Origin of the sequence: Pseudoduganella guangdongensis, assembly GCF_009857475.1 — a bacterium.
GTDB lineage: Bacteria > Pseudomonadota > Gammaproteobacteria > Burkholderiales > Burkholderiaceae_D > Rugamonas > Rugamonas guangdongensis.
Window position 1 is genome coordinate 75,549 of sequence record NZ_WWCJ01000010.1, and the last position, 23,136, is coordinate 98,684.

The window sequence follows — 23,136 nt, forward strand, 5'->3', positions numbered from 1 at the left end:
CTTTGTGTCGAAATTCGGCGTTAGAATGCAGCTCGCTTATCAATCTTGAGGCCCTGTCGGCGAATGAAAACGAGTGCGATGTCTGTAACAATTGCGTCCACCATCAGTGACGTGGAGCGGGATACCGGCCTGGCAAAGGAAACTTTGCGGGTTTGGGAGCGCCGTTACGACTTTCCCCGTCCTGAACGCGACACATTCGGGGAGCGAGTCTACCCAAGCGACCAGGTAATTAAATTGAGATTGATCAAGAGATTGATTGATCTGGGGTATCGTCCCGGCAAAGTCATTGGCTATAGCGCGGACGAATTGCAGGCCCTGGCGCAAAAATCCAGCGCCGCCGGCAAAACCGAAGCGGCGCGCGGCCACCCCGAGCTGCACAGCTATCTGGACCTGTGCAAAAGCCACCAGATGGAGGCTTTCCGCCGCAAGCTGACCCAGGCCATGCTGGTGATGGGCCTGAAGAGTTTCGTGATCGACCTGGTCGCCCCGCTCACCACCCAGGTCGGCGAGGCCTGGGCTTGCGGCCAGTTTGCCGTGTTCGAGGAACATCTGTTTGCCGAATCGGTACAGGTCGTGCTGCGCGGCGCCGTATTTTCGGTGCCGCAGGTCAACCACCAGCATGGCACGCCCCGTCCGCGCGTGCTGCTCACCACCTTGCCCCAGGAGCGCCACGGCCTGGGCTTGCTCATGGCGGAGGCCGTCTTCGCGGCGGAAGGCGCGCACTGCATTCCGCTAGGCGTGCAGACCCCGCTGCCCGAGATCGTCGATGGCGCGCACGCCATGCACGCTGATATCGTGGCCCTGTCCTTCTCCACCACCATGAACCCGCGCCACGTCGGCGACAGCCTGCGCGAACTGCGCGCGCGCCTGCCCGAGCACGTGGAAATCTGGGTCGGCGGCAGCAATGCCGCGCTGCGCAAGCGGCCGCCCGGCTATGTCCAGGTATGCGAGCTGGCCGACATCACCCCGGCCGTGGCGCAATGGCGCCAGCGCCAGCGGCAATTCGCCAGCTAGCCTCTGGTAGAATACGCGGTTCGATTGAAGGACCCTCTGCCAACCTGTCCATGTTCAGCTTTTTCAAGAAGAAACCAGTTGCACCGGAAGCGGCGCCCGCCGCCGCGCCCATCGCTCCGGCCGCGTCCACGGCGCCGGCCGCCCCGGCTGCCGCCGAACCTGCCGCAGCGCTGGCTTTTGAAGTCGAGACCGCCGCCCGGCCGGAACCCAAGCAAAGCTGGATGAGCCGCCTGAAGGCCGGCTTGTCGAAGACTTCCGCCAACCTCTCCATCCTGTTCGTCGGCGCCAAGATCGACGACGAGCTGTATGACGAGCTGGAAGCCGCGCTGCTGATGTCCGACGCCGGCGTGGACGCCACCCAATACCTGCTGGACGCCCTCAAGCGCAAGGTCAAGGAAGACAAGCTGCTGGACGCCGCCGCCGTGAAGGAAGCGCTCAAGCAGCTGCTGATCGAACTGCTGGAGCCGCTGCAAAAGCCTTTCGAGCTGGGCCGCCACCAGCCGCTGGTGATGATGATTTCCGGCGTCAACGGCGCCGGCAAGACCACCACCATCGGCAAGCTGGCCAAGCATATGCAGGCGCACGGCCAGTCGGTGCTGCTGGCGGCCGGCGACACCTTCCGCGCCGCCGCCCGCGAGCAATTGATGGTGTGGGGCCAGCGCAACAACGTGACCGTGATTTCCCAGGAATCGGGCGACCCGGCCGCCGTGTCGTACGACGCCGTGCAGTCGGGCAAAGCGCGCGGCACCAATGTGGTGATGATCGATACCGCCGGCCGCCTGCCGACCCAGCTGCACCTGATGGAAGAGCTGAAGAAGGTCAAGCGCGTGATCGGCAAGGGCCTGGAAGGCGCCCCGCACGAAACCCTGCTGGTGATCGACGGCAACACCGGCCAGAATGCCCTGGCCCAGGTGAAAGCCTTTGACGACGCGCTGCAACTGTCCGGCCTGATCATTACCAAGCTGGACGGCACGGCCAAGGGCGGCATCCTGGCCGCCATCGCGCGCGTGCGCCCGGTGCCGGTGTACTTCATCGGCATCGGCGAGAAAATCGAAGACCTGCAGCCGTTCAACGCGGCTGAATTTGTTGAAGCCCTGCTCGCCTAACAAGATCGAATTCCGGCCTACATGATCGAATTCCAGCACGTCAGCAAACAATACTCCGCGGACGGCGTCGCCCTGCGCGACCTGTCCTTCACCATCGCCAAAGGCGAGCTGGTCTACCTGGCCGGCCCCTCCGGCGCCGGCAAATCAACCCTGCTGAAGATGATTGCCGCCATGGAGCGGCCGAGCTCGGGCAAGGTGCTGGTCAATGGCCAGGATATCGGCGCCCTGAAGCGCGCCGGCATCCCCTTCCTGCGCCGCAACCTGGGCCTGATCTTCCAGGAGCAACGCCTGCTGAACGACCGCAGCGTACTGGCCAATGTCATGATGCCGCTGCTGGTGACCGGTTCCGCGCGCGGCGCCGCCGAGCAGCGCGCCCGGGCCGCCCTCGACAAGGTCGGCTTGCTGGACCGCGCCGACGCCCAGCCGCTGGCCCTGTCCGGCGGCGAGCAGCAGCGCGTCTCCATCGCGCGCGCCATTGTCAACCGTCCGCAAATCATCCTGGCCGACGAGCCGACCGCCAACCTGGACCGCGCCAGCGCGAGCAAGGTGATCGACGCCCTGCACGCCTTCCATTCGGTGGGCGTGACGTGCCTGATCTCCTCGCACGATGAGCAAATCCTGGACGCGGCCGCGCGCGTGATCCACCTCGAACGCGGCGAATTGATGAAGGAGGCCGCATGAGCACCTGGCTGCGCCACCATCTGTTCGCCCTCGGCGCCGCGCTGGTGCATGTGCGCCGCGCGCCGGGCTCATTCCTCTTTAATATCCTGGTGGTGGCGATCGCCCTGGCCCTGCCCTTCATGGGCGTGACCCTGCTCGACAATGTGCGCCCGATGTCGGAACAAATGGCGGTCGAGCCCGAGCTCAGCGTCTTCCTGAAAGCCGATGCCGCGCGCGAACAGGCCAGCGGCCTGGCCAGCCCGCTGCGCAGCATCGCCCCGCAGGCCAAGATCATCTTCGTGCCGCGCGAAAAAGCGCTGGAACAGCTGAATGCCAAGAACGGCCTGTCCGACGTGCTGGCCACGCTGGGCGAAAATCCGCTGCCCGACAGCTATGTGATCAAGCTCAACGCCTTCCAGAACGCCAGCGAGGGTGGCCAGATCGACGCCATCGCCGACCAGATGCGGGCCCTGCCGGGTGTTGAGTCGGTGCAAGTCGATTCCGCCTGGGTCAAGCGCCTGGCCGCCCTGCTGGGCGTGCTGCGCCTGGCCCTGCTGCTGCTGGCCGCGACCCTGGGCACGGTGGTGGTGGCCGTGGTGTTCAACACCATCCGCCTGCAGGTGATGACCCAGCGCGAAGAGATCCTGGTGTCCAAACTGATTGGCGCCACCGACAGCTTCATCCATCGTCCTTTCTACTACACCGGCGCCCTGCTGGGCCTGTGCGCCGGCGGCGTCGCCCTGGGCGCCGTGGCACTGGCGCTGCAGCCGCTCAACCGCGCCATTGCCGAATTTGCAAGGTTGTACGCCTCCGAATTCCAGCTGGTGCCGCTCGACCCGCTGGCCGTCGGCGGCCTGCTGGCCCTGTCCGCCAGCCTGGGCCTGATCGGCGCCCTGCTCTCCGTCCAGCGCCACCTCTCGCGCCTGAATTAAAAGATTCGGGGTTAACCCCGAACTTATTTGATCTGGCGCAAAACTATCGCTCCCATAGTTTTCCAGCGATTGGCACTCTCCGATGGAGAGTGCTAATATATGTTCAGATTGTTTACAGAACAGCACGATTTTCAGGTTAAGAATCATTTAAGCTCAGTCGTGCATGCTGGTAACTCTGAAAAGAATTCCCTTCAAGCGAGGATAGATAAGATGACCGCAACAAACGCACTGGTACCTGCCGGCAGCAACGCGCTGACCCTTGGCTTCAGCGGGAGCCTGGGCAACCTGGACGCTTATATCTCGGCCGTCAATCGCCTGCCTATGCTGACCCAGGAGGAAGAAGTGGCGCTGGGCAAGAGCCTGAAGGAAAAGAACGATATCAAGGCCGCGGAAAAGCTGGTCACGTCCCACCTGCGCCTGGTGGTGTCGATCGCGCGCGGCTACCTGGGCTATGGCCTGCCACACGGCGACCTGATCCAGGAAGGCAATATCGGCCTGATGAAGGCCGTCAAGCGCTTCGACCCGGACCAGGGCGTGCGCCTGGTGTCCTACGCCATGCACTGGATTAAGGCCGAGATCCACGAATACATCCTGAAGAACTGGCGCCTGGTCAAAGTGGCCACCACCAAGGCCCAGCGCAAGCTGTTCTTCAACCTGCGCAGCCACAAGCAAGGCCTGGACGCCATGTCGCCGGCCCAGATCGACGAACTGGCCAAGACCCTGGACGTGAAGCGCGAAGATGTGATCGAAATGGAAACCCGCCTGAGCGGCCGCGACATCGCCCTGGAAGCCCCTTCCGACGACGAAGACGACAAGTTCTCGCCGATCGCCTACTTGTCTTCGGACAATATGGAGCCGACCAAGGTGCTGGAAGCGGAACAAGTGGTGCGCCTGCAGTCCGAAGGCCTGGAGACCGCCCTGTCCAAACTCGATGCCCGTTCGCGCCGCATCGTGGAAGCGCGCTGGCTGGCCAATGACGACGGTTCCGGCGCCACCCTGCACACTCTGGCGGAAGAATTCGGCGTGTCCGCCGAGCGCATCCGCCAGATCGAGGCGGCCGCGTTGAAGAAAATGAAAACTTCCCTGGCTGCCTACATCTAAACCGGGCACGCCCCCCGCAAGCGCCGTTACCGCAAGGTACGGCGCTTTTTCTTTGGTCAGCGCTAGTTAATGTCGGGAATTCTTACATTCAATACGGCAAGTCCTCGCTAGCGAATGCTAAGTCATTGATTCGATTGAAAGCGGCGTGGCAGGCACGCTTGATGCATAGGTGTTGAGCAAATCCAAAGGAGGTTTCCATGTTGAAAAAGCTCTTTGTGACTGCCGCTTGTGCACTGGCGCTGGGTTCAGTCTTTGCCGCGCCACCGCCCAAACCGGGTGAAACAGCCGCGAACCCGTTCATGATTTCGGTGGGTTCGCATATCGACATCAAATGGGATCCTCCCGGGCCCGGCCTGTGGGTGTGGGCCGAACTGGAAAAGATGGCCTCCCTGCACGTGGCCGTCGCCAGCACCACCACCTTCGACTTTGGCCTGGCGCCCCCCAACAGCGGCAATGTGCAGAACTTCGACTTCAAGCTGTTCATCAACGGCCAGGAACAGTTCGATGTCGGCGCTCCCGGCATGGTGTCCTACTATGACAACATCACCCTGAACTCGGGCACGGACTACCTGTTCACCCTGATGGCGTTCAACGTCCACGACAACGCGGCCAACACCGATATCGACCTGCTGGCACGCAGCGCCAACGATACGCCGACCGACCCGCAAGACCCGCCGCTGCCGCCACTGGAGCTGCCGGAACCCGCCTCGCTGGGCCTGCTGGGCCTCGGCTTGCTGGGCCTCGGCCTGGCACGTCGCCGTGACCAATAAGTTGCTAAAAGCAATAACAAAATCTGGCGCCCTGCGGGGCGCTTTTTTTTTGCTGTCGAAATTTCTTACAGCTGAGTGATCTCAACAGTTGAGTGGACTCAACAGTGCAACGCGGGACGTGTCAATTTGCTAAGCTACCCTCAGGCCAGAGGAGAACATCATGCATCCAAGACTGATCTGCCTTGGCATGGCGGGCCTGGTCCTCGCCATTGCCTCCGCTTGCGGTTCCAGCCGCAACACGCTAGACCAGACCGAAGCCGGCAACCGTCCGCCGCCGCGCACCAGCGCCAGCTACGTGCTGGCCCAGGGGGAAACGGTGACGCTGGCGCCAGCCGTCACGCTCAAGCTGGAACGCGTGAACGACAGCCGTTGCAAAAAAGGCGCGGTCTGCGTCTGGGCCGGCTATATCAGCTACAACTTTGTGCTGACGAACCAGCAAGGCAGCACCAGCTTCCTGCTGGCCGAGGACATGCCGGGCGCCAGCAAGGCCGTCACGCGCAACGGCCTGACCTTCACCTTGCTGGGGCTGGAGCCGGCCGAGCCGCCCACGCCCAAGGCGGCGGCGCCGGATTATCGGGTAAGCTTGCGGGTAAATATTTCCCAGCCCAGCTAGCCGCCCATGACACCCACCGCCCAGCCTCGACGCCTGACTTCCACCATCATCATTGCGCTGGCATTCAGCGTCCCGGCCTGGGCCAAGTCCCCGCTCGCCAGCGGTAGCGGCGGCGCCGTGGCGACCATCAGCGCACCGGCCTCGCAGGCGGCGCTGGCGATCCTGAACAAGGGTGGCAATGCGGTCGATGCGGCGGTGGCGGCGGCGGCGGCCCTGGGCGTGACCGATCCTTTCAGCTGCGGCGTGGGCGGCGGCGGTTTCATGGTGATCTACCTGGCGCGCGAGAACCGCGTCATCACGCTCGACCATCGCGAAACCGCACCGGCGGCGTTCCAGTCCAGCGCCTTCGCGCCCGGCGGCAAGGCCATGGATTACGACACCGCGATTGCCAGCGGCATGGCGGTCGGCGTGCCCGGCACGGTGCGCGGCTGGCACGATGCGCTGGAGCGCTACGGCACCATGTCCTTCAAGCAGGTGCTGGCGCCCGCCATCAAAGTGGCGCAGGACGGCTTCCGCATCAACGACAACTTCGTCGCGCTGGTGAAAGAGAACGAGAAAAAGTTTGCCATGTTCCCCGCCACCGCCGCGCAGTACCTGAAGGACGGCAAACCGCTGCCGGCCGGCACGCTGCTGCGCAATCCCGACCTGGCGAAAACCTACCGCCTGCTGGCCCAGGGCGGCGTCAAGGCTTTCTACTCGGGCAAGCTGGCGCGCGCCATCGTCGATACCGTCAACCAGCCGCCAGTGGCGGCGGGCGCCACGGCCCGCGCCGGCCGGATGGCGCTGGCCGACCTGGCCAATTACGAGGCGCGCTGGCGCCAGCCGGTACGCAGCAGCTATCGCGGCTATGAACTGGTGGGCATGCCGTTGCCCAGCAGCGGCGGGGTGGCGATCGCACAGGCCCTGAATATCCTGGAAGGCTTCGACCTGGCGTCCATGCCGCGCGCGAAGGCGGAACACCTGTACCTGGAGGCGGCGCGCCTGGCCTTCGCCGACCGCAATGCCTACCTGGCCGATCCCGAATTTGTGGAGGCGCCGGTGCAGGGCCTGCTCAGCAAGGAATACGCCGCGCGGCGGCGCGAACTGATCGACCCGACCCGGGCCCGCCACCATGCCGAGGCGGGCGATCCTTACCCTTACCAGCAGGACCCGAGCGTGCCTTTGCGCCCGGCCGCCAGCGGCAAGGCCAGGCTGTTGTCGGAAAGCGCGCATACCACTCACCTGGCGGTGTCGGACCAGGACGGCAATATCGTCGCCTACACCTTCACCATTGAATCGTGGGGCGGCAGCGGCATCACCGTGCCTGGCTACGGTTTCATCCTGAATAATGAGATGACCGACTTTGATTTCAGCGGCCCGCATCCGAACGTGCCGGAAGCGGGCAAGCGGCCGCGCAGCAGCATGTCGCCCACGATCGCCTTCCGCAACGGCAAGCCCGCCTTCACCATCGGCAGCCCGGGCGGCAGCACCATCATCACCACCGTGCTGCAAACCATCGTCAACCACATCGACTTCGGCATGCCGATGCCGCAGGCGCTTGATGCGCCGCGCATTTCCGAGCGCAACGGCCTGGCCACTTCCATCGAGCCCGGTTTCGCGGGCAGCGCGCAAGCCAGGGCGCTGGAGGGCTTCGGCCAGCGCTGGGACGCCTCGGTGGAGGAAATCGGCGCCGCCAACGCCATCGTTTTCAACCCGGACGGCACGGTGACGGCGGTCAGCGAAGGCAAACGGCATGGCGTGGGCAGCGCGCTGGTGCAAAAGCGCGGCCACTGATCAACCGTGGCGCGCGCGGCTATCGGCCGGCGCCTCCTCGCGCTCATGCAGGCCGTAGTCGCGCACCACGCTGGCGATGCGCAGGCGGTAATCGGCAAACAGGCGTTCGCGCCCGGCTTGCTGGGCGGCGCGGTGCGCTTCCAGCCGGCGCCATTGCTGCACCGCCTGTTCGTCGCGGAAGAAGGATAGCGACAGTATCTTGCCGGGATTGGCCAGGCTCTGGAAACGCTCGATGCTGAGGAAGCCGTCCACTTGCTGCAGCACGGGCCGCAAGGCGGCGGCAAGGTCGAGGTAGGCGTCCTTGCAGCCTTCGGCTGGCGTCACTTCAAATATCACGGCAATCATTGCTGGAACTCCGGGATGCGCGCGTTCAGCGACGCGCGGTAGGTCCATGTCAGCTGCGGCAGCGGCGTGCCGCCCAGCGCCTCGAGGCAGCCGGCGGCGATCTGCAGCGCCAGCTGCTGGCCGGGACAAGCGTGGCGGCCATGGCCAAAGCCGCGCTGCGCATCGCCCAGCATCACCAGTATGGCCTGCCCTGCTTCCACTGTCACCCCGGCCACTTGGCAGCGTTCAGCGGCGAAACGGCGCGTGTTCAGGATCGGCGGGTCGGCCAGCATGACCTGCGCCGCCAGCCGCGCGGCATCGCTGCGGTCGGCGCCGTGCTGGATCGCCACCAGGCAGTTGCCGAGCAGGCCCGCGCTGGCTTCATACGTTTGCGACAGCAAGCCGACCAGGTTGGCCAGGACGGCGTGGTCGTGGTTCCAGCCCGCTGCCTGCGCCTCGTGCGCCACGGCAGCAGCCAGCGATCCTGCCGGCGCCGCCTGCAGCAGCTCGCGCATGGCGGCCAGCAGGCGCAGGCTGGCCGCGTGGGCTGCATCGATTTGCGCCGCGCTGCTGAGCGGCGAGAGGCAAGCCACGAAGTGGCCCATCCAGCGCGCCACGGCGGGCAGTTGCGCATCGCTGAAACCGAGCAGGCTCGCGACGGTGCTGACCGGCGCTGCGAAAGTCCAGGCACCGAAGGCGCTGCCCTGCGCCAGCAGGCGGCCCGCCACTTCGTGTGCGCGCGCCCGGGCCACGCTGTGCGCGCAGGCGGCGAGTGCGCGCTGCAGGGCCAGCTTGGGCACGGCATGGCGTTCGCCGTCGTTCATGCGCACCAGCGCGCCGAACACCTCGCCCGCGCTGCCGCCGGCCAGCGCCTGCGGCACCGCCTCCGTTGGCGGACGCACGCGCAAAGCGGGGTGCCCGAGCACTTCCTCCACCAGCGCGCTGCCAGCCGCGATCCACACGCCACGGCCAGCATCCCATTCCAGTTCCTGCATCGCATTTCCTCCGCCATCGTTGAAGAAATTGCAGTATCCTGAAGAATCCACACACACACTTCGCCCACAAACGAACTATGGATTCCAAACTGGCCAGCATCGCCGGCGCCATCGCCGAACCAGCGCGCGCCCGCATGCTGTGCTGCCTGCTCGACGGCCACGCCCGCACCGCCACCGAACTTTCCGTGGTGGCGGAAGTCAGCCCATCCACCGCCAGCGCCCACCTGGCGCGCCTGAAGGACCAACAATTGCTGGTGCAGCTGGCGCAAGGCAAGCACCGCTACTACCAACTGGCCAGCCAGCAAGTGGCGAGTGCCCTGGAAGCGCTGCTGGTGGTTGCGGGCACGCCACGCAGCGCCTTCCAGCCCAGCACGCCCGACCGCCTGCGCCATGCGCGCACCTGCTACGATCACATGGCCGGCAGCGTCGCCGTCCGGCTGCACGACCATTTCGCGGCGCAGGGCTGGCTGGAGACAGCGGCCGACGGCTATGAGCTGAGCACCCAGGGCGCGCAGCAATTCGCCCGGCTCGGGCTGGACCTGGCGGCTTTGCGCAAGCTGCGGCGCCGCTTCGCCTGCCCCTGCCTGGACTGGAGCGAACGCAAGCCGCACCTGGGCGGCGCGCTCGGCGCGGCCCTGCTGCAACTGGCGCTGAAACGCGGCTGGGTGGAGCAGGACCTGGACAGCCGCGCGCTGCACGTGCCGGCCAAAGGACAGCGCCAGATGCTGGCGGCCTTCGGTCTAAGTAGTGCTTAAGATTTTGCTAAGATGATGCAGTTTCCTGAACCGACCGGAGACTCCCGCCATGAAAAATCTCATCCGCCAGAACAAGGGCTTCATTGTCTTCCTGCTGACGCTCGGCGTATTCCGCAGCGCCATCGCCGACTGGAACCCGATTCCCTCGGCCTCCATGCACCCCAACCTGCTCGAAGGCGACGTGGTCTTCGTCAACCGGGTCGCCTATGACCTGAAGCTGCCGCTGACCGATATCTCCGTCAGCCGCCTGGGCGAGCCGCAACGCGGCGACGTGGTCACCTTCTTCTCGCCCAAGGACCGCACGCGCCTGATCAAGCGCGTGGCCGCCCTGCCCGGCGACCGGGTCGAGATCCGCGAGGAGCGCCTGGTCATCAACGGCAAGGAATCCGAATACGCCGTGCTGGGCGACGCCGTCGAGCATATCGACCAGGTTGGCGACCTGCAGGCGCTGCAACTGCGCGAACAGAACGCCAGCGCCAGCTACAGCATCCAGGTGCTGCCGCAGGTGCGCGCCAGCCGCAACTTCGGCCCCGTCACGGTACCGCAAGGCAGCTACCTGATGCTGGGCGATAACCGCAACAACAGCCACGATTCGCGCTTCATCGGCTTTGTGCCGCGCGCGCTGCTGATCGGGCGCGCGGAACGCGTGCTGGTCTCGGCCGATATCACCAGCAACTGGATGCCGCGCACGGAGCGTATCGGCATGAGCCTGCGGCCATGATCGAATTCCAGGGACTGGCCAAGCACTACGGCGACTTTCCCGCCGTGCAGCCGCTCACGCTGAACGTGGGGCGCGGCGAAGTGTTTGGCTTCCTTGGACCAAATGGCGCAGGCAAGACCACCACCATCCGCATGATGATGGGCATCCTGGTGCCCAGCGCAGGCCGCGTGCTGGTGGACGGCCTCGATTGCCAGGCCGATGCCGCCCAGGTGAAACGCCACGTCGGCTACCTGCCCGACAATCCCATCTTCTACGACTTCCTGCGCGGGCGCGAAATCCTGCAGTTCGTGGCGGAGATGCACGGCATGCCGCGCCAGGACGCAGTAGCGCGCGCGGCGCAGCTGCTGCACGAATTCGCGCTGCAGGACGTGAGCGAGGAATTCGCCGTCAACTACTCGATGGGCATGAAGAAAAAGCTCGGCCTGGCGTGCGCCCTGGTGCACGACCCGGCGGTGCTGATCCTCGACGAGCCGATCAACGGCCTCGACCCGCGCGCCGCGCGCGAAGTGCAGGACCGCCTGATCGCCAGCGCCGCCGCCGGCAAGACCATCTTTGTTTCCACCCACCTGCTCGACATGGCGCAGCGCATGTGCAACCGGGTCGGCATTATTAACCGTGGCGCTGTGGTCGCCACCGGCACGCTGGCGGAGTTGCGCGGCGCCAGCAGCGACAACAGCACGCTGGAAGAGCTGTTCCTCAAGTTCACCGACGAAGACAGCCTGGCGGCATGATGGAGCTGCCCAGCGCACCCCGGGCATTCTGGCTGCTGGCACGGCTGCGGATGCTGCGGCTGCTGAACATCGCCCATGGCCTGCGCTTCCGCAAGGGCTGGTTCGGCGCCAGCCGCCAGGCCACGCCGGCCAAGAAAAGCGTGCGCTGGATCGTCGCCGCGCTGCTGTCGGCCTTCATGCTGCTCGCCTTCCTGAATACCGCCAGCACGGCCTTGCTGAACATGCAGTGCCGCCTGCCGACCGGCAGCCAGTGCGCTGCCGCGCCAAGCGGCGCCGCGCCGCTCGCCACCATGCGCGTGGCGCGCAAGGAATTGCAGGCGGCGCCCTTCCAGCCGGTGCTGATGCGGGCGGTGGTGATGCAGGCCTGCCTGCTGTTCGCCATCGCCTTCCTGCTGCCGCTGGGCAGCAAGGAACTGGCGCAGCCGGACTGGGACCTGGAATGGCTGGTCACCCTGCCCATGCCGCGCCGCACGCTGCTGCTGGCGCGCATTGCGGAGCGCACCCTGGCCAACCCGTCCGGCATCCTGGCGCTCTGGCCGATGTGCACGGCGGTGGCCTGGCACTCGGGCTACCGCTGGAGCGCACCCGCGCTTGGCGCGGCCTGCGCCCTGCCGCTGCTGGCCTGCGCCGCCACGCTGCGCACGGTGGCCGACACCGGCTTGCGCCTGCGCCTGGCGCCGTCGCAGCTGCGCAACCTGCAGGCCATCGCCTCGGTCGCCAGCATGCCGCTGATGTACCTGGCCATGTCGCTCGCCATGCCGACCGCCACCTTGACCCTGGACTGGGCCGCCCAGTTCCCGGCCTGGCCGCTGTGGACGCCGCCCGGCCTGGCGATGCAGGCCCTGAATGCGCGCGAAGCCTGGCGCGGCTTGGGCTTCGGCGCATTGCTGGCGGCGCAAACCGCGCTGCTGCTCTGGCTTGGACTGCGCCTGCTGCAAGGACTGCTGGCCGACGGCGTGGTGGCCACCGGCGCGCGCGAGACGGGACGCGATGCCGGCCGCGCGAGCGCCAAGGCAGCGCGCTTCGCCATCGGCACCGCGCTGCAACGGCGCGAGCTGCGCCTGCTGAGCCGCGACCGCAACTTCCTGGTGCAAAGCCTGCTCATCCCCCTCATCATTTTCGGCAGCCAGCTGGTGCTGAACGGCCAGGTGCGGGACATGGACGAATTCCTCAGCAACCCCGCCCTGCTGTCCTCGGTCGCCTTCGGCCTGGGCGCCTATGTGCTGATGCTATCCGCCTTCCAGGCCATCAACACGGAAGGCCACGCCCTGTGGATGCTCTACACCTACCCGCACAGCATCGGCAGCGTGCTGGCCCAAAAGGCGCAGCTTTGGTCGGTGCTGGCCCTGGTCTACCCGCTGGCGGTGTTCGGCATGGGCCTGTGGTTCGGCGTGCCGGCCGACGGCGCGCTGCTGTCGCAGCTGGTGCTGGTGCTGGCCGGCATACCGATCTTCGCCACCATCGCCGTGGCGCTGGGCGTGTGGGCCTGTGACCCGCTGGCGCAGGACATGCACGCACGCGTGCGCCCCAGCTTCGCCTACGCCTACCTGATCCTGTCCTCGCTCTACACCTATGCGCTGAACAGCCGCGAATGGCACGTGCGGCTGGCCGCCACCGTGCTGCTCGCGGCACTGGCGCTGTCGCTGTGGCAGCGTGCACGCGACGCCCTGCCCTACCTGCTCGACCCGAGCGCCGCGCCGCCGCCGCGCGTCTCGGCGTCGGACGGCATCATGGCCGCCATTGCGTTCTTCCTGCTGCAGCTGCTGATTGCCGGCGGGCTGCACCTGGCCGGCAAGCCGCTCTCGCTGCAGACGGTGACGTTCGCCTTCGCCGCCGCCGGCGCCATGGTCTACGGGCTGGCGCGCCTGCTATACTGGCGCAGCGGCACCAGCGGCGTGCCGCGCCTGTGGCACGGCCCCTGGCACGCGGCATGGCGCGCTGCGCTGGGCTGGGGTGTGCTGATGGCCTTGCCGGCACTGGCTGCCGGGGCGCTGTGGCTGGCGTTCCTGCGCCATGCCGGGATGGCGCCCGCCGCGCCGCCGCCGGCAGCACTGGCCTGGCTGGCGCCGCTGGCCGTGCTGGCCGCGCCGCTCTTCGAGGAGTTCATTTTCCGCGGCCAGGTGTTCGGCGGCCTGCGCCGCTCGTTGCCGCTGCTGCCCGCCATGGCCGCCAGCGCCGCCCTGTTCGCGGTCATCCATCCGCCGCTGGCAATGCTGCCGGTGTTCGCGCTGGGCCTGTGCGCCGCTTACGCGGCGGAGCGCGGCAAGTCCCTGCTGGCGCCGATGCTGGCGCACGCGCTGTACAACGCGGGCATGCTGGTGCTGCAATAAAAAAACGGTGGCCTTGTTTCCAGGGCCACCGCAAGGAAGAACGCCATGGGGGCGTTAAACAGTTAAATTCGATCAGTTTGCCTGGCGCGACATCATCCAGGCCACGAAGGCTTCACGGTTGCGCGAGCAGATCAGCACCTTGCCGCGCCCGGAGAAGCGCAGCACCATGCCTTCGCCGCTGGTGACGGAGTTGACCAGGTTGCCCAGCAAACCACCGCTGGAGCGGGTCGCCACCGCCAGGTCGTAGCGCAGCGCGCTGTCCCAGGCCACCACGTGGGCGTTGTCGATCACGACTTCCTTGCCCGGCTCCACCTGCACTTCATGCAGGGCGCCAAAGCCCGACACCACCAGCTGCCCGCGGCCCGACGATTCGGTGATGAAGAAGCCGCCGCTCTGGCCGAACAGCGCATTGCCCACGTTCTGCGTGCGCACTTTCAAATCGATGCCGTCGCTCGCCGCGACGAAAGCGCCGTCGCTGATCATGTACTGCTGCTCGCCCAGCTCCAGCACGCGCATGGCGCCCGGCAGGTTGGGCGAGAGCAGGCAGTTACCGTCGCCGCCGGTCGCTTCGATGTTCTGCTGGAAGAAGGACTCGCCGTTGGCCAGGGAGCGCATCAGCGCGCCGCCCAGGCCGCCGCGCATCTTGCCTTTCAGCTCGAGCGTGGAGTCCATCATCACCATCGCGTTCGATTCGCAGAAAATGCGCTCGCCGCGTTGCATCGAGACTTGCAGGAAGGGGTCGATATCCCCGGTTACGGTAAATGTCGTCATGTTTCCTCAGGCTTTCAGTTCAAGTTTCTTGTGACGGATCGAGGACCACAGCGATGCCACGATGAACGCCACGCCAATCAGGCCGGTAATCACTTCCGGAATATGGAACTTCATGCTCGCCAGCATAATCACTGCCAGGATGCCGATCGCGTAGTGCGCGCCGTGCTCCAGGTAGACGTATTCTTCCAGCGTGCCTTTGTGCACCAGGTAGACCGTCATCGAACGCACGAACATCGCGCCGATCGCCAGGCCCAGCATGATGATCACGACGTCGCTGGTGATCGCGAACGCGCCGATCACGCCGTCGAAGGAGAACGAGGCGTCCAGCACTTCCAGGTAGAGGAAGCCGCCGATACCGCCGCGCTTGACCATCTCGCCGGCGTTGACGCCGCCTTCTTCTTCCTTCTCCAGCCAGGTCGACAGCGCATCGACACCGACGTAGATCAGCAAGCCCCACATGCCGGCCACCAGCACGATGAATTTCTGCGACTCGTCAACGATGCCCAGTGCGCCCAGCAGCACGCCCATGGAAATCATGATCGCAATCGAGGACACCTTGCCCAGCGCGCCCAGCTTGCGCTCGACGTTGCCCAGCCAGTGCATCTGCTTCTCATGGTCGAAGATGAAGTTCAGGAACACCATCAGCAGGAACATGCCGCCAAAGGCCGCCACTTCCGCGTGGTGGTTGGTCAGGTGGGTCGAGAACTGTTTCGGGTCGTTGATCGCCAGCGTCCACACGTCCGGGATGCTGAGGTCGGCGGCCACCGCCACGATCACCAGCGGGAACACCAGGCGCATGCCGAACACCGCGATGATGATGCCGACGCCGAGGAACAGCTTTTGCCAGAACTCGTCCCAGGTTTTCAGGACGGAGGCATTGACCACCGCATTGTCAAACGAGAGCGATACTTCCATCACGCTCAGGATGAAGGCGATCCACAGGGCCGCGAACATGCCGCTCCAGCCGGTATGCTGGTAGCCCCACCAGCCGGCGACCGCCAGGCAGATGAAAGAGACCAGGAAGGATATTCTGAAGTGCTTCATAGGTTTTCCCCTTTTTTATATATTGAATAACCGGACAAGTCTAAGGCTAGCACGATCTTTTAAAAATAGAAGATAATCGAAACATTACTTCGAAAAAACCGAACCATGAAGACCAGCGGCCTGAATTTCCGCCACCTCTACTTCTTCCGCACGGTGGCCGCCGAGGGCAGCGTCACGCGCGCGGCCGAGCGCCTGGGCCTGGCGATCCAGACCGTCAGCACGCAAATCGCCTCGCTGGAGCAGCACATCGGCAAATCCCTGCTGACCCAGCAGGGGCGCCGCCTGGTGCCGACCGAGGCCGGGCGCGTCGCCCTCACCTACGCCGAGCAAATCTTCCAGCTCGGCGACCGCCTGCAGGAAGCCTTGCAGGAAGTCGACGCCGGCAAGGTGCGGCTGGCGGTCGGCATCTCCGACTCCATGCCCAAGCTGATCGGGGCGCACTACCTGCAGGCCGCGCTGCCGCCCGACACGCCGGTGCGCCTGGTCTGCACCGAGGGCGAGTTCGATGCCCTGCTGGCCGAACTGGCCCTGCACAAACTTGATGTGGTGCTGACCGACCGCCCGGTGCGCGGCAACGCCTCGCTGCGCGTGTTCAGCCACCTGCTGGGGGAAAGCGAGATGCAGCTATTCGGCGTGCGCGCCCTGGCGCGCCAGTACGGCAAGGACTTCCCGGCCGGCCTGCACGGGGCGCCGCTGCTGCTGCCGACGCGCAATACGGCGCTGCGCGGACGCATCGACGCCTGGCTGCTGGAGCACGGCGTGCGGCCCGACGTGGTGGGCGAATTCGAGGACAGCGCCATGCTCAACACCTTCGGCCGCAGCGGCATGGGCATGTTTTTCGCGCCGGCCGCGCTGGCGGACGACATGCTGGAGCAATTCAGCGCCCTGCCGGTGGGCCCGGCGCCGGAGCTGCGCGAACAGTTTTACGCCATCTCCAGCGAACGCCGCATCAGCCATCCGGTGGTGGAGCTGATGCTGCGGGATTTCCCGAAGGAAATCTCCAAAAATATCCGGAAGGGCAGCCGCGTCGGCTAAGATAGAGGCTTTCGACTCCCCGCCCTGCGGCGCCTATGGACAACCTTTTACTGGTCATTTTTGCACTCTTCCTCGTAGCATTGAACGGCTTTTACGTCGCCGCAGAATTCAGCATCGTCACCCTGCGCCGCACCCGCGTGCGCGCCATCGCCAAGACCCAGGGCCTGCGCGGCCGCATCCTGGCCAAGGTCCACGGCCAACTCGACGCCTACCTGTCCGCCTGCCAACTGGGCATCACGCTCGCCTCGCTCGGCCTGGGCTGGGTCGGCGAGCCCGCTTTTGCCGGCCTGCTGGAGCCGCTCCTGACGTTGCTCGGCATTAGCGCGCCCGAGATCGTGCACGGCATTTCCTTTGTTTTCGCCTTCGTCACCATCTCCTTCCTGCACATCGTGGTGGGCGAGCTGGCGCCGAAATCGCTCGCCATCCGCATTCCGGAAGCCGTCGCGCTGTGGTGCGCGCTCCCGCTGTACGCCTTCTACTGGGCCATGTACCCGGCCATCTGGCTGCTGAACCAGAGCGCCAACGGGGTGCTGCGCCTGGCCGGCCTGGGCGAAGCGGGCGGGCACGAATCGCACTACTCCACCGAGGAACTGAAGATGATCCTGCGCACCAGCCAGCCGGGGGAAGCCTTCAACAAGGATGAGCGCAATGTGCTGGCCAACTCGCTCGACTTCTCGCAGCTGCGCGTGGCCGACCTGATGCGCCCGATCAATGAAGTGATCGCGCTGCACGCCGACCGCTCCATCGACGACAACCTCGACACCGTGGTGCGCAACCGCTTCAGCCGCTACCCCTACTTCGACGAGCAAGGCGACAGCGTGCTGGGCGTGGTGCACCTGAAGGACCTGTTCTTCGCGCTGCAGTCGCGCAAGGACATCAAGAACCTGTCCGGCTTCCTGCGCCCGGTGGAAACCATCTCGGCCCGCACCCCGGCGCTGGAGCTGTTCCGCCGCTTCAAGGACGGCGCGCCGCACTTCGCCCTGATCGGCGAAAAGGGCAAGCGCCCGGTCGGCTTCCTGACCCTGGACAACCTGCTGGGCGCCATGGTGGGCGAAATCCACGACGAATTCCGCCTCAATGAGAACGACTGGCTGAAGCAGCCCGATGGCTCCCTGGTCGGCAAGGCCAGCCTGCCCATCTTCTCGCTCGAGCGCACCCTGGGGGTCGATATCGAGAACGAGGAAATGGGCCTTGAAGAAGTGGAGTCGGTGGGCGGCCTGATCATGCTCAAGCTGGGCGACATCCCGAAACAGGGCCAGCGCGTCGAGTTCGACGCCTTCGACCTGGTGGTGAAGAAGATGAACGGCCCGCGCATCCTGCTGGTCAAGGTCATCCCGCGCCACCTGCCGCTGGAATCGGATGAACAGGACTGATATGCCGCTGCGCCGCGCCCTTGCCGCCACCGCCCTTGGCCTTGCTTGCAGCGCGGGCATGGGGCGCGCTGCGGCCGCGCCCTGCGGCCCGCTGACGGTGGCCATGTACGAGCATGGCGCCCTGTACTACCGCCAGGGCGAGCAATGGGCCGGCATCGACAAGGATATCGTCGACGAGCTGGCGCGCCGCACCGGCTGCGAGCTGCGCATGACGCGCGATTCGCGCATCCGCATCTGGACCATGTTGAAAGAAGGCACGCTGGACATGACCATGTCCGGCATCCCGACCGCGGAACGCGAGGGCTTTGCGCGCTTCACGCCCTACCTGCAGGCGCGCAATATGCTCCTGCTGCGCAACGACGCCGCGCGCGGCGCCGCCACGCTGGAGCAGATCGCCGCCCAGCCCGAGCTGAAAGTGGCCGTGATCAAAGGCTTCAAGCATGGCGCCGCCTACGACGCCTGGCTGGAGCGCCTGCGCAAGCAAGGCCGCGTCCACGAGGCGCCCGACTATGCCACCCTGGTGCGCCTGTTCCAGTATGGCCGGGTGCAGGCCATCCTGCAGCTCAGCAGCAATATCGACGCGCTGCAGCGCGACACGGCGCTGGCCGGCCGCTTCCGCGTGCTGGACCTGGTACCGCGCGAGAATGTGGTGGGCGCGCTGGTGATTTCGCGCCTGGTCGCCGAGGCGCACGCCGCCAAGCTGGAGCAAGCCTTGCGCGCCATGCGCGAGGACGGCACCATCAAGGCCATCATGGAGCGCCACGTCAGCCACGAGCGCGCCCAGGTGATGCTGGCGCGCTAAGCCGGGCCGTCAGGCCAGCGGTTTCACTTCCGTCCAGTTGCGCAGCAGGCCCAGGGCCACCGCCAGCAAGGTCGGACCGATGAACAGGCCGACGAAGCCGAAGGCCAGCACGCCGCCCATCACGCCCAGCAGCACCAGGGCGAACGGCAGGCTCGATCCGCGCGAGATCAGCATTGGCTTGACCACGTTATCGACCCCGCTGATGATCACCATGCCGTACACCAGCATGAAGATGCCCCAGCCGGTCGCACCGTGCGAAAACAGCCAGATCGAGGCCCCGCCCCAGATCAGCGGTGGCCCCACCGGCACCAGCGAGAAGATGAAGGTCGCCACCGACAGCAGCGCCACGGCCGGCACGCCGGCGATCAGGAAGCCGATCGCCGCCACCCCGGCCTGCGCCAGCGCCGTGCCCAGCATGCCGTACATGACGCCGGTGACCGTGCGGCTCACGGTTTCCGCCACCTCCACCGCATGTTCGCCCATGATCTTGTGCATGCCCGTTTCCAGTGCCGCCACGATATTGTGCCCGTCGCGGTACAGGAAGAAGGCGACAAAAGCGGCCAGGCTGACCTGCGCCACGCCCGAGCCCAGCACAATGCCGCTGTTCAGCAGGATATCGCGCACCGGCTCCATATAGCGCTTGGCCAGCGCCACCAGTTCTTCCTTGCTGCTCATGATCTGGCGCAGGTAGGCGTCGACCGACTCCCCCAGCAGCGGCAGCTCGCGCAGCCAGGCCGGCGGCTCAAGGTGGCCGGAATCGAGCGCATCCCGCGCGCCATGGTAGAAGTGGGTCACGCTGTCGGCGATATTCCAGGTCACCAGCGACAGCGGCAGCAGGATCAGCATGATGAGCGATATCGTCATCACGGCGGCCGCCAGCGTGTGGCGGTTTTTCAGGCGGGACAGCAAGCGTTGGTAAAGCGGCCAGGAGGAAATGGCGATGGCGGCGGCAAACAGGATGCCGGCCAGGAAGGGGCGCAGGACGTAGAGGCAGCCGATGACGAGGAAGACAATGGCTGCCAGCCGGCTATAGGGCTGAAATCGTTTTTCCATGCCCCACAGCTTAACAAAATTTCAGCTTAGTGTGACCTTAAGAAGCCAGCAACAGTTTCAGGTCATGCACGATGGGCGCGGTACCGCCGCCGTGGCGCAGGAACAGGCGGATCTTGCCGCTCTTGTCGAACACATAGCTGCCGGCCGTGTGGTCGATGACATAGCTGCCCTCGGTCTTGCCCGGCACCTTCTGGTAGAACACCTTGAACTCCTTGGCGGTGGCGGCGACCTGTTCCGGCGTGCCGACCAGGCCGACAAAGCGCGGATCGAATCCGGGCACGTACTGCGCCAGCAGCTCCTTGGTGTCGCGCTCAGGGTCGAGGGTGGCGAACAGCACCTGCACCTTGTCCGCATCCGGGCCCAGCTCCTTCATCACCGCCGACATTTCTGCCATGGTGGTCGGGCAGACGTCCGGGCAGTGGGTGAAGCCGAAGAACAGCACCACCACCTTGCCCTTGTAGGTCTCCAGCGTGACCGGCTTGCCGCTGTGGTCGTTCAGCGCGAAGCCCTTGCCGTAGCCAAGGCCGGTCAGGTCGGTGTTTTCGAACTTGAGCTGCTGCTCGCCGCAGCCCGCCAGGGCCGCCAGCATGAACAGCGCCGCAAACAGTTTTTTCATCATGGTCAGAACTTGAAGTAGTGGTCGACCAGCAGCGCCGCGAACAGCAGCGACAGGTAGATGATGGACCAGGTGAAGGCCTTGCGCGCCACGATATCGCTGTAGTGCTTGTAGATGCGCCAGCCGTAATACAGGAAGACCGCGTTCAGCACCACGGCGCTGGCCAGGTAAATCAGGCCGCTCATCTTTACCGCGAAGGGCAGCAAGGTGGTGGCGGCCAGGATGATCGAGTACAGCCAGATATGGAAGGCGGTGAAGCCCATGCCGTGCGTCACCGGCAGCATCGGCAGGCCGGAGCGCTCATAGTCGGCCTTGCGGTACATGGCCAGGGCCCAGAAGTGCGGCGGGGTCCAGACGAAGATGATCAGCACCAGCAGCCAGGCCTGCATCGGCACGTCGTTGGCGACGGCCGCCCAGCCCAGGGCCGGCGGCATGGCGCCGGACAGGCCGCCGATCACGATGTTCTGCGGCGTGGCCGGCTTCAGGATCATGGTGTAGATCACGGCGTAGCCGACGAAAGTCACCAGGGTCAGCCAGGCGGTCAACGGGTTCACCAGCTCGTGCAGGATCCACATGCCGGCGCCGCCGATCACCAGCGAGAACACCACGGTCTGTTTGACGCCGATATCGCCCATCGCCATCGGGCGGCGCGCGGTGCGCGCCATGCGCGCGTCGATCTCGCGTTCGGCCAGGCAGTTGACGGCAAAGGCGGCGCCGGACAAGAGCCAGATACCGGCGGTGGCGGCGATCACCACGCGCCAGTCGGGCAGGCCGTCGGTCGCCAGGAACATGCCGATCACGGCGCAGAACACGGCCAGCTGCGTCACGCGCGGCTTGGTCAGCGCCCAATACTGGGCCATGCGGGAGGTGGAGGATTTCATTGTTATTGGTATGCGGGGGCAGCGAGGTACTTGGCCCGGTAGTTTATCATGGTCAGCACCAGCACCAGGGCTGCCGCCCCCGCGTTGTGGACCACCGCGATGGCCAGCGGGAAGTTGAAATAAATGGTCGCCACGCCGCTCAGCGCCTGCAGCGCAAGCAGGGCCGCCAGCCAGCGCGCATGGCTGGCCAGGCCGCCCACGCGCCACGCTTGCCAGGCGGTCAGGCCCAGCACCAGCAGCACCACGGCAGCGAAGTTGCGGTGCACCCAGTGGATCGCGGTCAGGGCGGAGAATGGCAGGTAGTGGCCGGCGGCCGTCTTGCCCAGGTCGCGCCACAGGTGGAAGCCGTGCTCGAAATCCATCTCCGGCACCCAGGCGCCGCCGCATTGCGGGAATTCCATGCAGGCCAGGGTGGCGTAGTTCGAGCTGACCCAGGCGCCCAGCGCCAGCTGCACCAGCAGCACCAGGCCGGACAAGGCCGCCAGCAGGCGGATGCGCCCCAGGCGCGCCGATTCGGAACCGGCGGCGCGCGGCAGCGGCGCGTGCAGCTGGTCCAGGCGGCCGCCAAACCAGGCCAGCAAGGCCAATAGCGACATGCCCAGCACCAGGTGGCCGGTGACGAAGATCGGCTGCAGCTTCTGGGTCACGGTCCAGGCGCCGAAAGCGCCCTGCAGGCAGACGAAGAAGAACAGGAAAGTGGAAAAGCCCGGCGCCGCCACGCCGCGCGCGGCCGGCGCGAACGGGGCACCGCTGCCGCGGCGGCCGGCCCAGCGCCACCAGGCCACGCCCATCATGGCCACGATCAGCACGCCGATGCCCATGGCCAGGTAGCGGTGGATCATTTCGATCCAGGCTTTCACCATGGTGACGGGGCCGGTTGGCAGCAAGCTTTCGGCGGCGCGGATCTGCTCGTGCGCGATGAAGGGGTTGGCTTCGCCGTAGCAGCCCGGCCAGTCCGGGCAGCCCAGGCCCGAGTCGGTCAGGCGCGTAAAGGCGCCGAACACGATCAGGTCGAAGGTGAGGAAGACCGAGATCCAGACCAGCTTGCGGTATTTGTTCGTGTCGCGCGAAATCCAGACGATGGACAGCGGCAGCGCCGCCACCAGCAGCGCCGTGATTGCCATGTGGGCGAGGGAGTTGTGGTCCATTGCGCCGCCTTAGCCGATGGCCGAAGCCTTGAGCAGCTTGTACATGTCCTTCTTCACTTTGGACGGGTCGGCGTCTTTCGGGAAGCGCATCATCAGGTTGCCCAGCGGGTCGATCAGGTAGATATGCTCCTCCACCCTGCCGCCCGGCGCCAGCGGCAGCCACTTGCCCACCGCCTCGGCCGGCGCGCGCAGGAAGCGGGTGCCGTCGTTCACGCGCAGCATGAAGGTTTCCAGCGGCTCGTTGTCGGTGATCAGCCAGACGCGCTCGATGCGGTCGGCCTCCTTGCCCTGCATGGTGCGCAGCTGGCGCATCTTGAACAGCATGTCCTGGCAGTCCTGGGCGCAGGCCGAGCCGCCGACTTTGACCATGATCCACTTGCCCTTGAAATCTTCCAGCTTCTGCGGCTGGCCGTCCAGCGTGGTGCTGGCCATGGCCGGGATCGGGTGCTGGCGCGGGTCGAGCAGGTCGCCGTAGTTGGTGCGCCCTTCCGGCTTGATGAAGTGGTAGGTGACGTAGGAGGCGATGATCGGCGCCGCGCACACCAGCAGCACCGCGAACATGCTCCAGCGCCCACGGCGGCGCTGCTT

24 protein-coding genes are annotated in these 23,136 nt (G+C 65.9%); 15 read left to right on the forward strand and 9 right to left on the reverse strand.

Annotated elements, in window-relative coordinates:
- The first annotated feature begins 78 nt into the window (after positions 1-78).
- From GTP41_RS15330 to ggt, 8 genes are all read left to right on the forward strand, one after another.
- Positions 79-1,014, forward strand: a complete 936-nt coding sequence (locus GTP41_RS15330; protein ID WP_308700856.1) for a MerR family transcriptional regulator — start codon at positions 79-81, stop codon at positions 1,012-1,014.
- 50 nt (positions 1,015-1,064) lie between these two features.
- Complete coding sequence (ftsY, locus tag GTP41_RS15335; protein WP_161026449.1) at positions 1,065-2,120, forward strand: signal recognition particle-docking protein FtsY; 1,056 nt, start codon at positions 1,065-1,067, stop codon at positions 2,118-2,120.
- A gap of 21 nt (positions 2,121-2,141) precedes the next feature.
- Positions 2,142-2,801, forward strand: coding sequence for a cell division ATP-binding protein FtsE (locus tag GTP41_RS15340; protein WP_161026450.1), 660 nt, complete (start codon positions 2,142-2,144; stop codon positions 2,799-2,801).
- Positions 2,798-3,712: a permease-like cell division protein FtsX gene (gene ftsX, locus GTP41_RS15345; RefSeq protein WP_161026451.1), complete on the forward strand. Its 915-nt coding sequence runs from the start codon at positions 2,798-2,800 to the stop codon at positions 3,710-3,712. The genes GTP41_RS15340 and ftsX overlap by 4 nt, the downstream gene beginning before the upstream one ends.
- A 210-nt stretch (positions 3,713-3,922) precedes the next feature.
- Positions 3,923-4,813 carry an RNA polymerase sigma factor RpoH gene (gene rpoH, locus GTP41_RS15350; protein ID WP_161026452.1) on the forward strand — a complete coding sequence of 297 codons (891 nt, stop codon included), beginning with the start codon at positions 3,923-3,925 and terminating at the stop codon, positions 4,811-4,813.
- Between the two features lie 197 nt (positions 4,814-5,010).
- Positions 5,011-5,583, forward strand: a complete 573-nt coding sequence (locus GTP41_RS15355; RefSeq protein WP_161026453.1) for a PEP-CTERM sorting domain-containing protein — start codon at positions 5,011-5,013, stop codon at positions 5,581-5,583.
- A 160-nt stretch (positions 5,584-5,743) separates the two neighbouring features.
- Entirely contained in the window at positions 5,744-6,196 is a 453-nt protein-coding gene (locus GTP41_RS15360) for a hypothetical protein (RefSeq protein WP_229502897.1), read from the forward strand.
- A 6-nt stretch (positions 6,197-6,202) separates the two neighbouring features.
- Positions 6,203-7,969, forward strand: coding sequence for a gamma-glutamyltransferase (gene ggt / locus GTP41_RS15365; protein ID WP_161026454.1), 1,767 nt, complete (start codon positions 6,203-6,205; stop codon positions 7,967-7,969).
- Here the strand turns inward: ggt and GTP41_RS15370 are convergent, their stop codons facing one another.
- Together GTP41_RS15370 and GTP41_RS15375 are read right to left on the reverse strand one after the other, a co-directional pair.
- Positions 7,970-8,314 carry an antibiotic biosynthesis monooxygenase family protein gene (locus GTP41_RS15370; RefSeq protein ID WP_161026455.1) on the reverse strand — a complete coding sequence of 115 codons (345 nt, stop codon included), beginning with the start codon at positions 8,312-8,314 and terminating at the stop codon, positions 7,970-7,972. It lies immediately after the preceding gene.
- Positions 8,311-9,288: a cytochrome P450 family protein gene (locus GTP41_RS15375; RefSeq protein ID WP_161026456.1), complete on the reverse strand. Its 978-nt coding sequence runs from the start codon at positions 9,286-9,288 to the stop codon at positions 8,311-8,313. Before GTP41_RS15375 ends, GTP41_RS15370 begins: the two co-directional genes overlap by 4 nt.
- A gap of 77 nt (positions 9,289-9,365) precedes the next feature.
- Between GTP41_RS15375 and GTP41_RS15380 the strand changes: the two genes are divergently transcribed.
- Genes GTP41_RS15380 through GTP41_RS15395 form a run of 4 tightly spaced genes read left to right on the forward strand, consistent with a single transcriptional unit; the run spans position 9,366 to position 13,825 of the window.
- Positions 9,366-10,043, forward strand: a complete 678-nt coding sequence (locus GTP41_RS15380; RefSeq protein WP_161026457.1) for an ArsR/SmtB family transcription factor — start codon at positions 9,366-9,368, stop codon at positions 10,041-10,043.
- A 49-nt stretch (positions 10,044-10,092) separates the two neighbouring features.
- A complete protein-coding gene (gene lepB / locus GTP41_RS15385; protein ID WP_161026458.1) occupies positions 10,093-10,764 on the forward strand; it encodes a signal peptidase I in 672 nt (223 codons plus the stop codon).
- A complete protein-coding gene (locus tag GTP41_RS15390) occupies positions 10,761-11,495 on the forward strand; it encodes an ABC transporter ATP-binding protein (RefSeq protein ID WP_161026459.1) in 735 nt (244 codons plus the stop codon). The genes lepB and GTP41_RS15390 overlap by 4 nt, the downstream gene beginning before the upstream one ends.
- Positions 11,492-13,825: a CPBP family intramembrane glutamic endopeptidase gene (locus GTP41_RS15395; protein ID WP_161026460.1), complete on the forward strand. Its 2,334-nt coding sequence runs from the start codon at positions 11,492-11,494 to the stop codon at positions 13,823-13,825. The genes GTP41_RS15390 and GTP41_RS15395 overlap by 4 nt, the downstream gene beginning before the upstream one ends.
- A gap of 72 nt (positions 13,826-13,897) precedes the next feature.
- Here the strand turns inward: GTP41_RS15395 and GTP41_RS15400 are convergent, their stop codons facing one another.
- Positions 13,898-14,596: a TIGR00266 family protein gene (locus GTP41_RS15400; RefSeq protein ID WP_161026461.1), complete on the reverse strand. Its 699-nt coding sequence runs from the start codon at positions 14,594-14,596 to the stop codon at positions 13,898-13,900.
- A gap of 6 nt (positions 14,597-14,602) precedes the next feature.
- Complete coding sequence (locus GTP41_RS15405; protein ID WP_161026462.1) at positions 14,603-15,640, reverse strand: DUF475 domain-containing protein; 1,038 nt, start codon at positions 15,638-15,640, stop codon at positions 14,603-14,605.
- Positions 15,641-15,745: 105 nt separating this feature from the next.
- Here GTP41_RS15405 and GTP41_RS15410 point away from each other — a divergent pair, with 105 nt between their 5' ends.
- From GTP41_RS15410 to GTP41_RS15420, 3 genes are read left to right on the forward strand one after another with little or no spacing between them, the layout of a single operon-like run.
- Entirely contained in the window at positions 15,746-16,675 is a 930-nt protein-coding gene (locus GTP41_RS15410; protein WP_161026463.1) for a LysR family transcriptional regulator, read from the forward strand.
- A 35-nt stretch (positions 16,676-16,710) separates the two neighbouring features.
- The gene (locus GTP41_RS15415) at positions 16,711-18,048 is read left to right on the forward strand and encodes a hemolysin family protein (RefSeq protein WP_161026464.1); all 1,338 of its coding nucleotides are present in this window, start codon (positions 16,711-16,713) and stop codon (positions 18,046-18,048) included.
- A complete protein-coding gene (locus tag GTP41_RS15420; RefSeq protein ID WP_161026465.1) occupies positions 18,035-18,850 on the forward strand; it encodes a substrate-binding periplasmic protein in 816 nt (271 codons plus the stop codon). Before GTP41_RS15415 ends, GTP41_RS15420 begins: the two co-directional genes overlap by 14 nt.
- A 9-nt stretch (positions 18,851-18,859) precedes the next feature.
- On the opposite strand, the gene GTP41_RS15425 is transcribed toward GTP41_RS15420, so the two are convergent.
- From GTP41_RS15425 to GTP41_RS15445, 5 genes are read right to left on the reverse strand one after another with little or no spacing between them, the layout of a single operon-like run.
- A complete protein-coding gene (locus tag GTP41_RS15425; RefSeq protein ID WP_161026466.1) occupies positions 18,860-19,903 on the reverse strand; it encodes an AI-2E family transporter in 1,044 nt (347 codons plus the stop codon).
- A 37-nt stretch (positions 19,904-19,940) separates the two neighbouring features.
- Entirely contained in the window at positions 19,941-20,519 is a 579-nt protein-coding gene (locus GTP41_RS15430) for an SCO family protein (protein ID WP_161026612.1), read from the reverse strand.
- A 5-nt stretch (positions 20,520-20,524) separates the two neighbouring features.
- Positions 20,525-21,400, reverse strand: a complete 876-nt coding sequence (cyoE, locus tag GTP41_RS15435; RefSeq protein WP_161026467.1) for a heme o synthase — start codon at positions 21,398-21,400, stop codon at positions 20,525-20,527.
- A 2-nt stretch (positions 21,401-21,402) separates the two neighbouring features.
- Positions 21,403-22,548 (reverse strand): COX15/CtaA family protein, encoded by a 1,146-nt coding sequence (locus tag GTP41_RS15440; RefSeq protein ID WP_229502899.1) that lies wholly within the window; start codon positions 22,546-22,548, stop codon positions 21,403-21,405.
- Between the two features lie 9 nt (positions 22,549-22,557).
- Entirely contained in the window at positions 22,558-23,109 is a 552-nt protein-coding gene (locus GTP41_RS15445; RefSeq protein ID WP_202419759.1) for an SCO family protein, read from the reverse strand.
- Positions 23,110-23,136 lie beyond the last annotated feature (27 nt).

Excerpts from the sequence above, each read along its gene's own strand:
- GTP41_RS15330 (WP_308700856.1), top strand. The coding sequence starts at position 79 with ATGTCTGTAACAATTGCGTCCACCATCAGTGACGTGGAGCGGGATACC.
- ftsY (WP_161026449.1), top strand. The coding sequence starts at position 1,065 with ATGTTCAGCTTTTTCAAGAAGAAACCAGTTGCACCGGAAGCGGCGCCC.
- GTP41_RS15340 (WP_161026450.1), top strand. The coding sequence starts at position 2,142 with ATGATCGAATTCCAGCACGTCAGCAAACAATACTCCGCGGACGGCGTC.
- ftsX (WP_161026451.1), top strand. The coding sequence starts at position 2,798 with ATGAGCACCTGGCTGCGCCACCATCTGTTCGCCCTCGGCGCCGCGCTG.
- rpoH (WP_161026452.1), top strand. The coding sequence starts at position 3,923 with ATGACCGCAACAAACGCACTGGTACCTGCCGGCAGCAACGCGCTGACC.
- GTP41_RS15355 (WP_161026453.1), top strand. The coding sequence starts at position 5,011 with ATGTTGAAAAAGCTCTTTGTGACTGCCGCTTGTGCACTGGCGCTGGGT.
- GTP41_RS15360 (WP_229502897.1), top strand. The coding sequence starts at position 5,744 with ATGCATCCAAGACTGATCTGCCTTGGCATGGCGGGCCTGGTCCTCGCC.
- ggt (WP_161026454.1), top strand. The coding sequence starts at position 6,203 with ATGACACCCACCGCCCAGCCTCGACGCCTGACTTCCACCATCATCATT.
- GTP41_RS15370 (WP_161026455.1), bottom strand. The coding sequence starts at position 8,314 with ATGATTGCCGTGATATTTGAAGTGACGCCAGCCGAAGGCTGCAAGGAC.
- GTP41_RS15375 (WP_161026456.1), bottom strand. The coding sequence starts at position 9,288 with ATGCAGGAACTGGAATGGGATGCTGGCCGTGGCGTGTGGATCGCGGCT.
- GTP41_RS15380 (WP_161026457.1), top strand. The coding sequence starts at position 9,366 with ATGGATTCCAAACTGGCCAGCATCGCCGGCGCCATCGCCGAACCAGCG.
- lepB (WP_161026458.1), top strand. The coding sequence starts at position 10,093 with ATGAAAAATCTCATCCGCCAGAACAAGGGCTTCATTGTCTTCCTGCTG.
- GTP41_RS15390 (WP_161026459.1), top strand. The coding sequence starts at position 10,761 with ATGATCGAATTCCAGGGACTGGCCAAGCACTACGGCGACTTTCCCGCC.
- GTP41_RS15395 (WP_161026460.1), top strand. The coding sequence starts at position 11,492 with ATGATGGAGCTGCCCAGCGCACCCCGGGCATTCTGGCTGCTGGCACGG.
- GTP41_RS15400 (WP_161026461.1), bottom strand. The coding sequence starts at position 14,596 with ATGACGACATTTACCGTAACCGGGGATATCGACCCCTTCCTGCAAGTC.
- GTP41_RS15405 (WP_161026462.1), bottom strand. The coding sequence starts at position 15,640 with ATGAAGCACTTCAGAATATCCTTCCTGGTCTCTTTCATCTGCCTGGCG.
- GTP41_RS15410 (WP_161026463.1), top strand. The coding sequence starts at position 15,746 with ATGAAGACCAGCGGCCTGAATTTCCGCCACCTCTACTTCTTCCGCACG.
- GTP41_RS15415 (WP_161026464.1), top strand. The coding sequence starts at position 16,711 with ATGGACAACCTTTTACTGGTCATTTTTGCACTCTTCCTCGTAGCATTG.
- GTP41_RS15420 (WP_161026465.1), top strand. The coding sequence starts at position 18,035 with ATGAACAGGACTGATATGCCGCTGCGCCGCGCCCTTGCCGCCACCGCC.
- GTP41_RS15425 (WP_161026466.1), bottom strand. The coding sequence starts at position 19,903 with ATGGAAAAACGATTTCAGCCCTATAGCCGGCTGGCAGCCATTGTCTTC.
- GTP41_RS15430 (WP_161026612.1), bottom strand. The coding sequence starts at position 20,519 with ATGAAAAAACTGTTTGCGGCGCTGTTCATGCTGGCGGCCCTGGCGGGC.
- cyoE (WP_161026467.1), bottom strand. The coding sequence starts at position 21,400 with ATGAAATCCTCCACCTCCCGCATGGCCCAGTATTGGGCGCTGACCAAG.
- GTP41_RS15440 (WP_229502899.1), bottom strand. The coding sequence starts at position 22,548 with ATGGACCACAACTCCCTCGCCCACATGGCAATCACGGCGCTGCTGGTG.
- GTP41_RS15445 (WP_202419759.1), bottom strand. The coding sequence starts at position 23,109 with ATGTTCGCGGTGCTGCTGGTGTGCGCGGCGCCGATCATCGCCTCCTAC.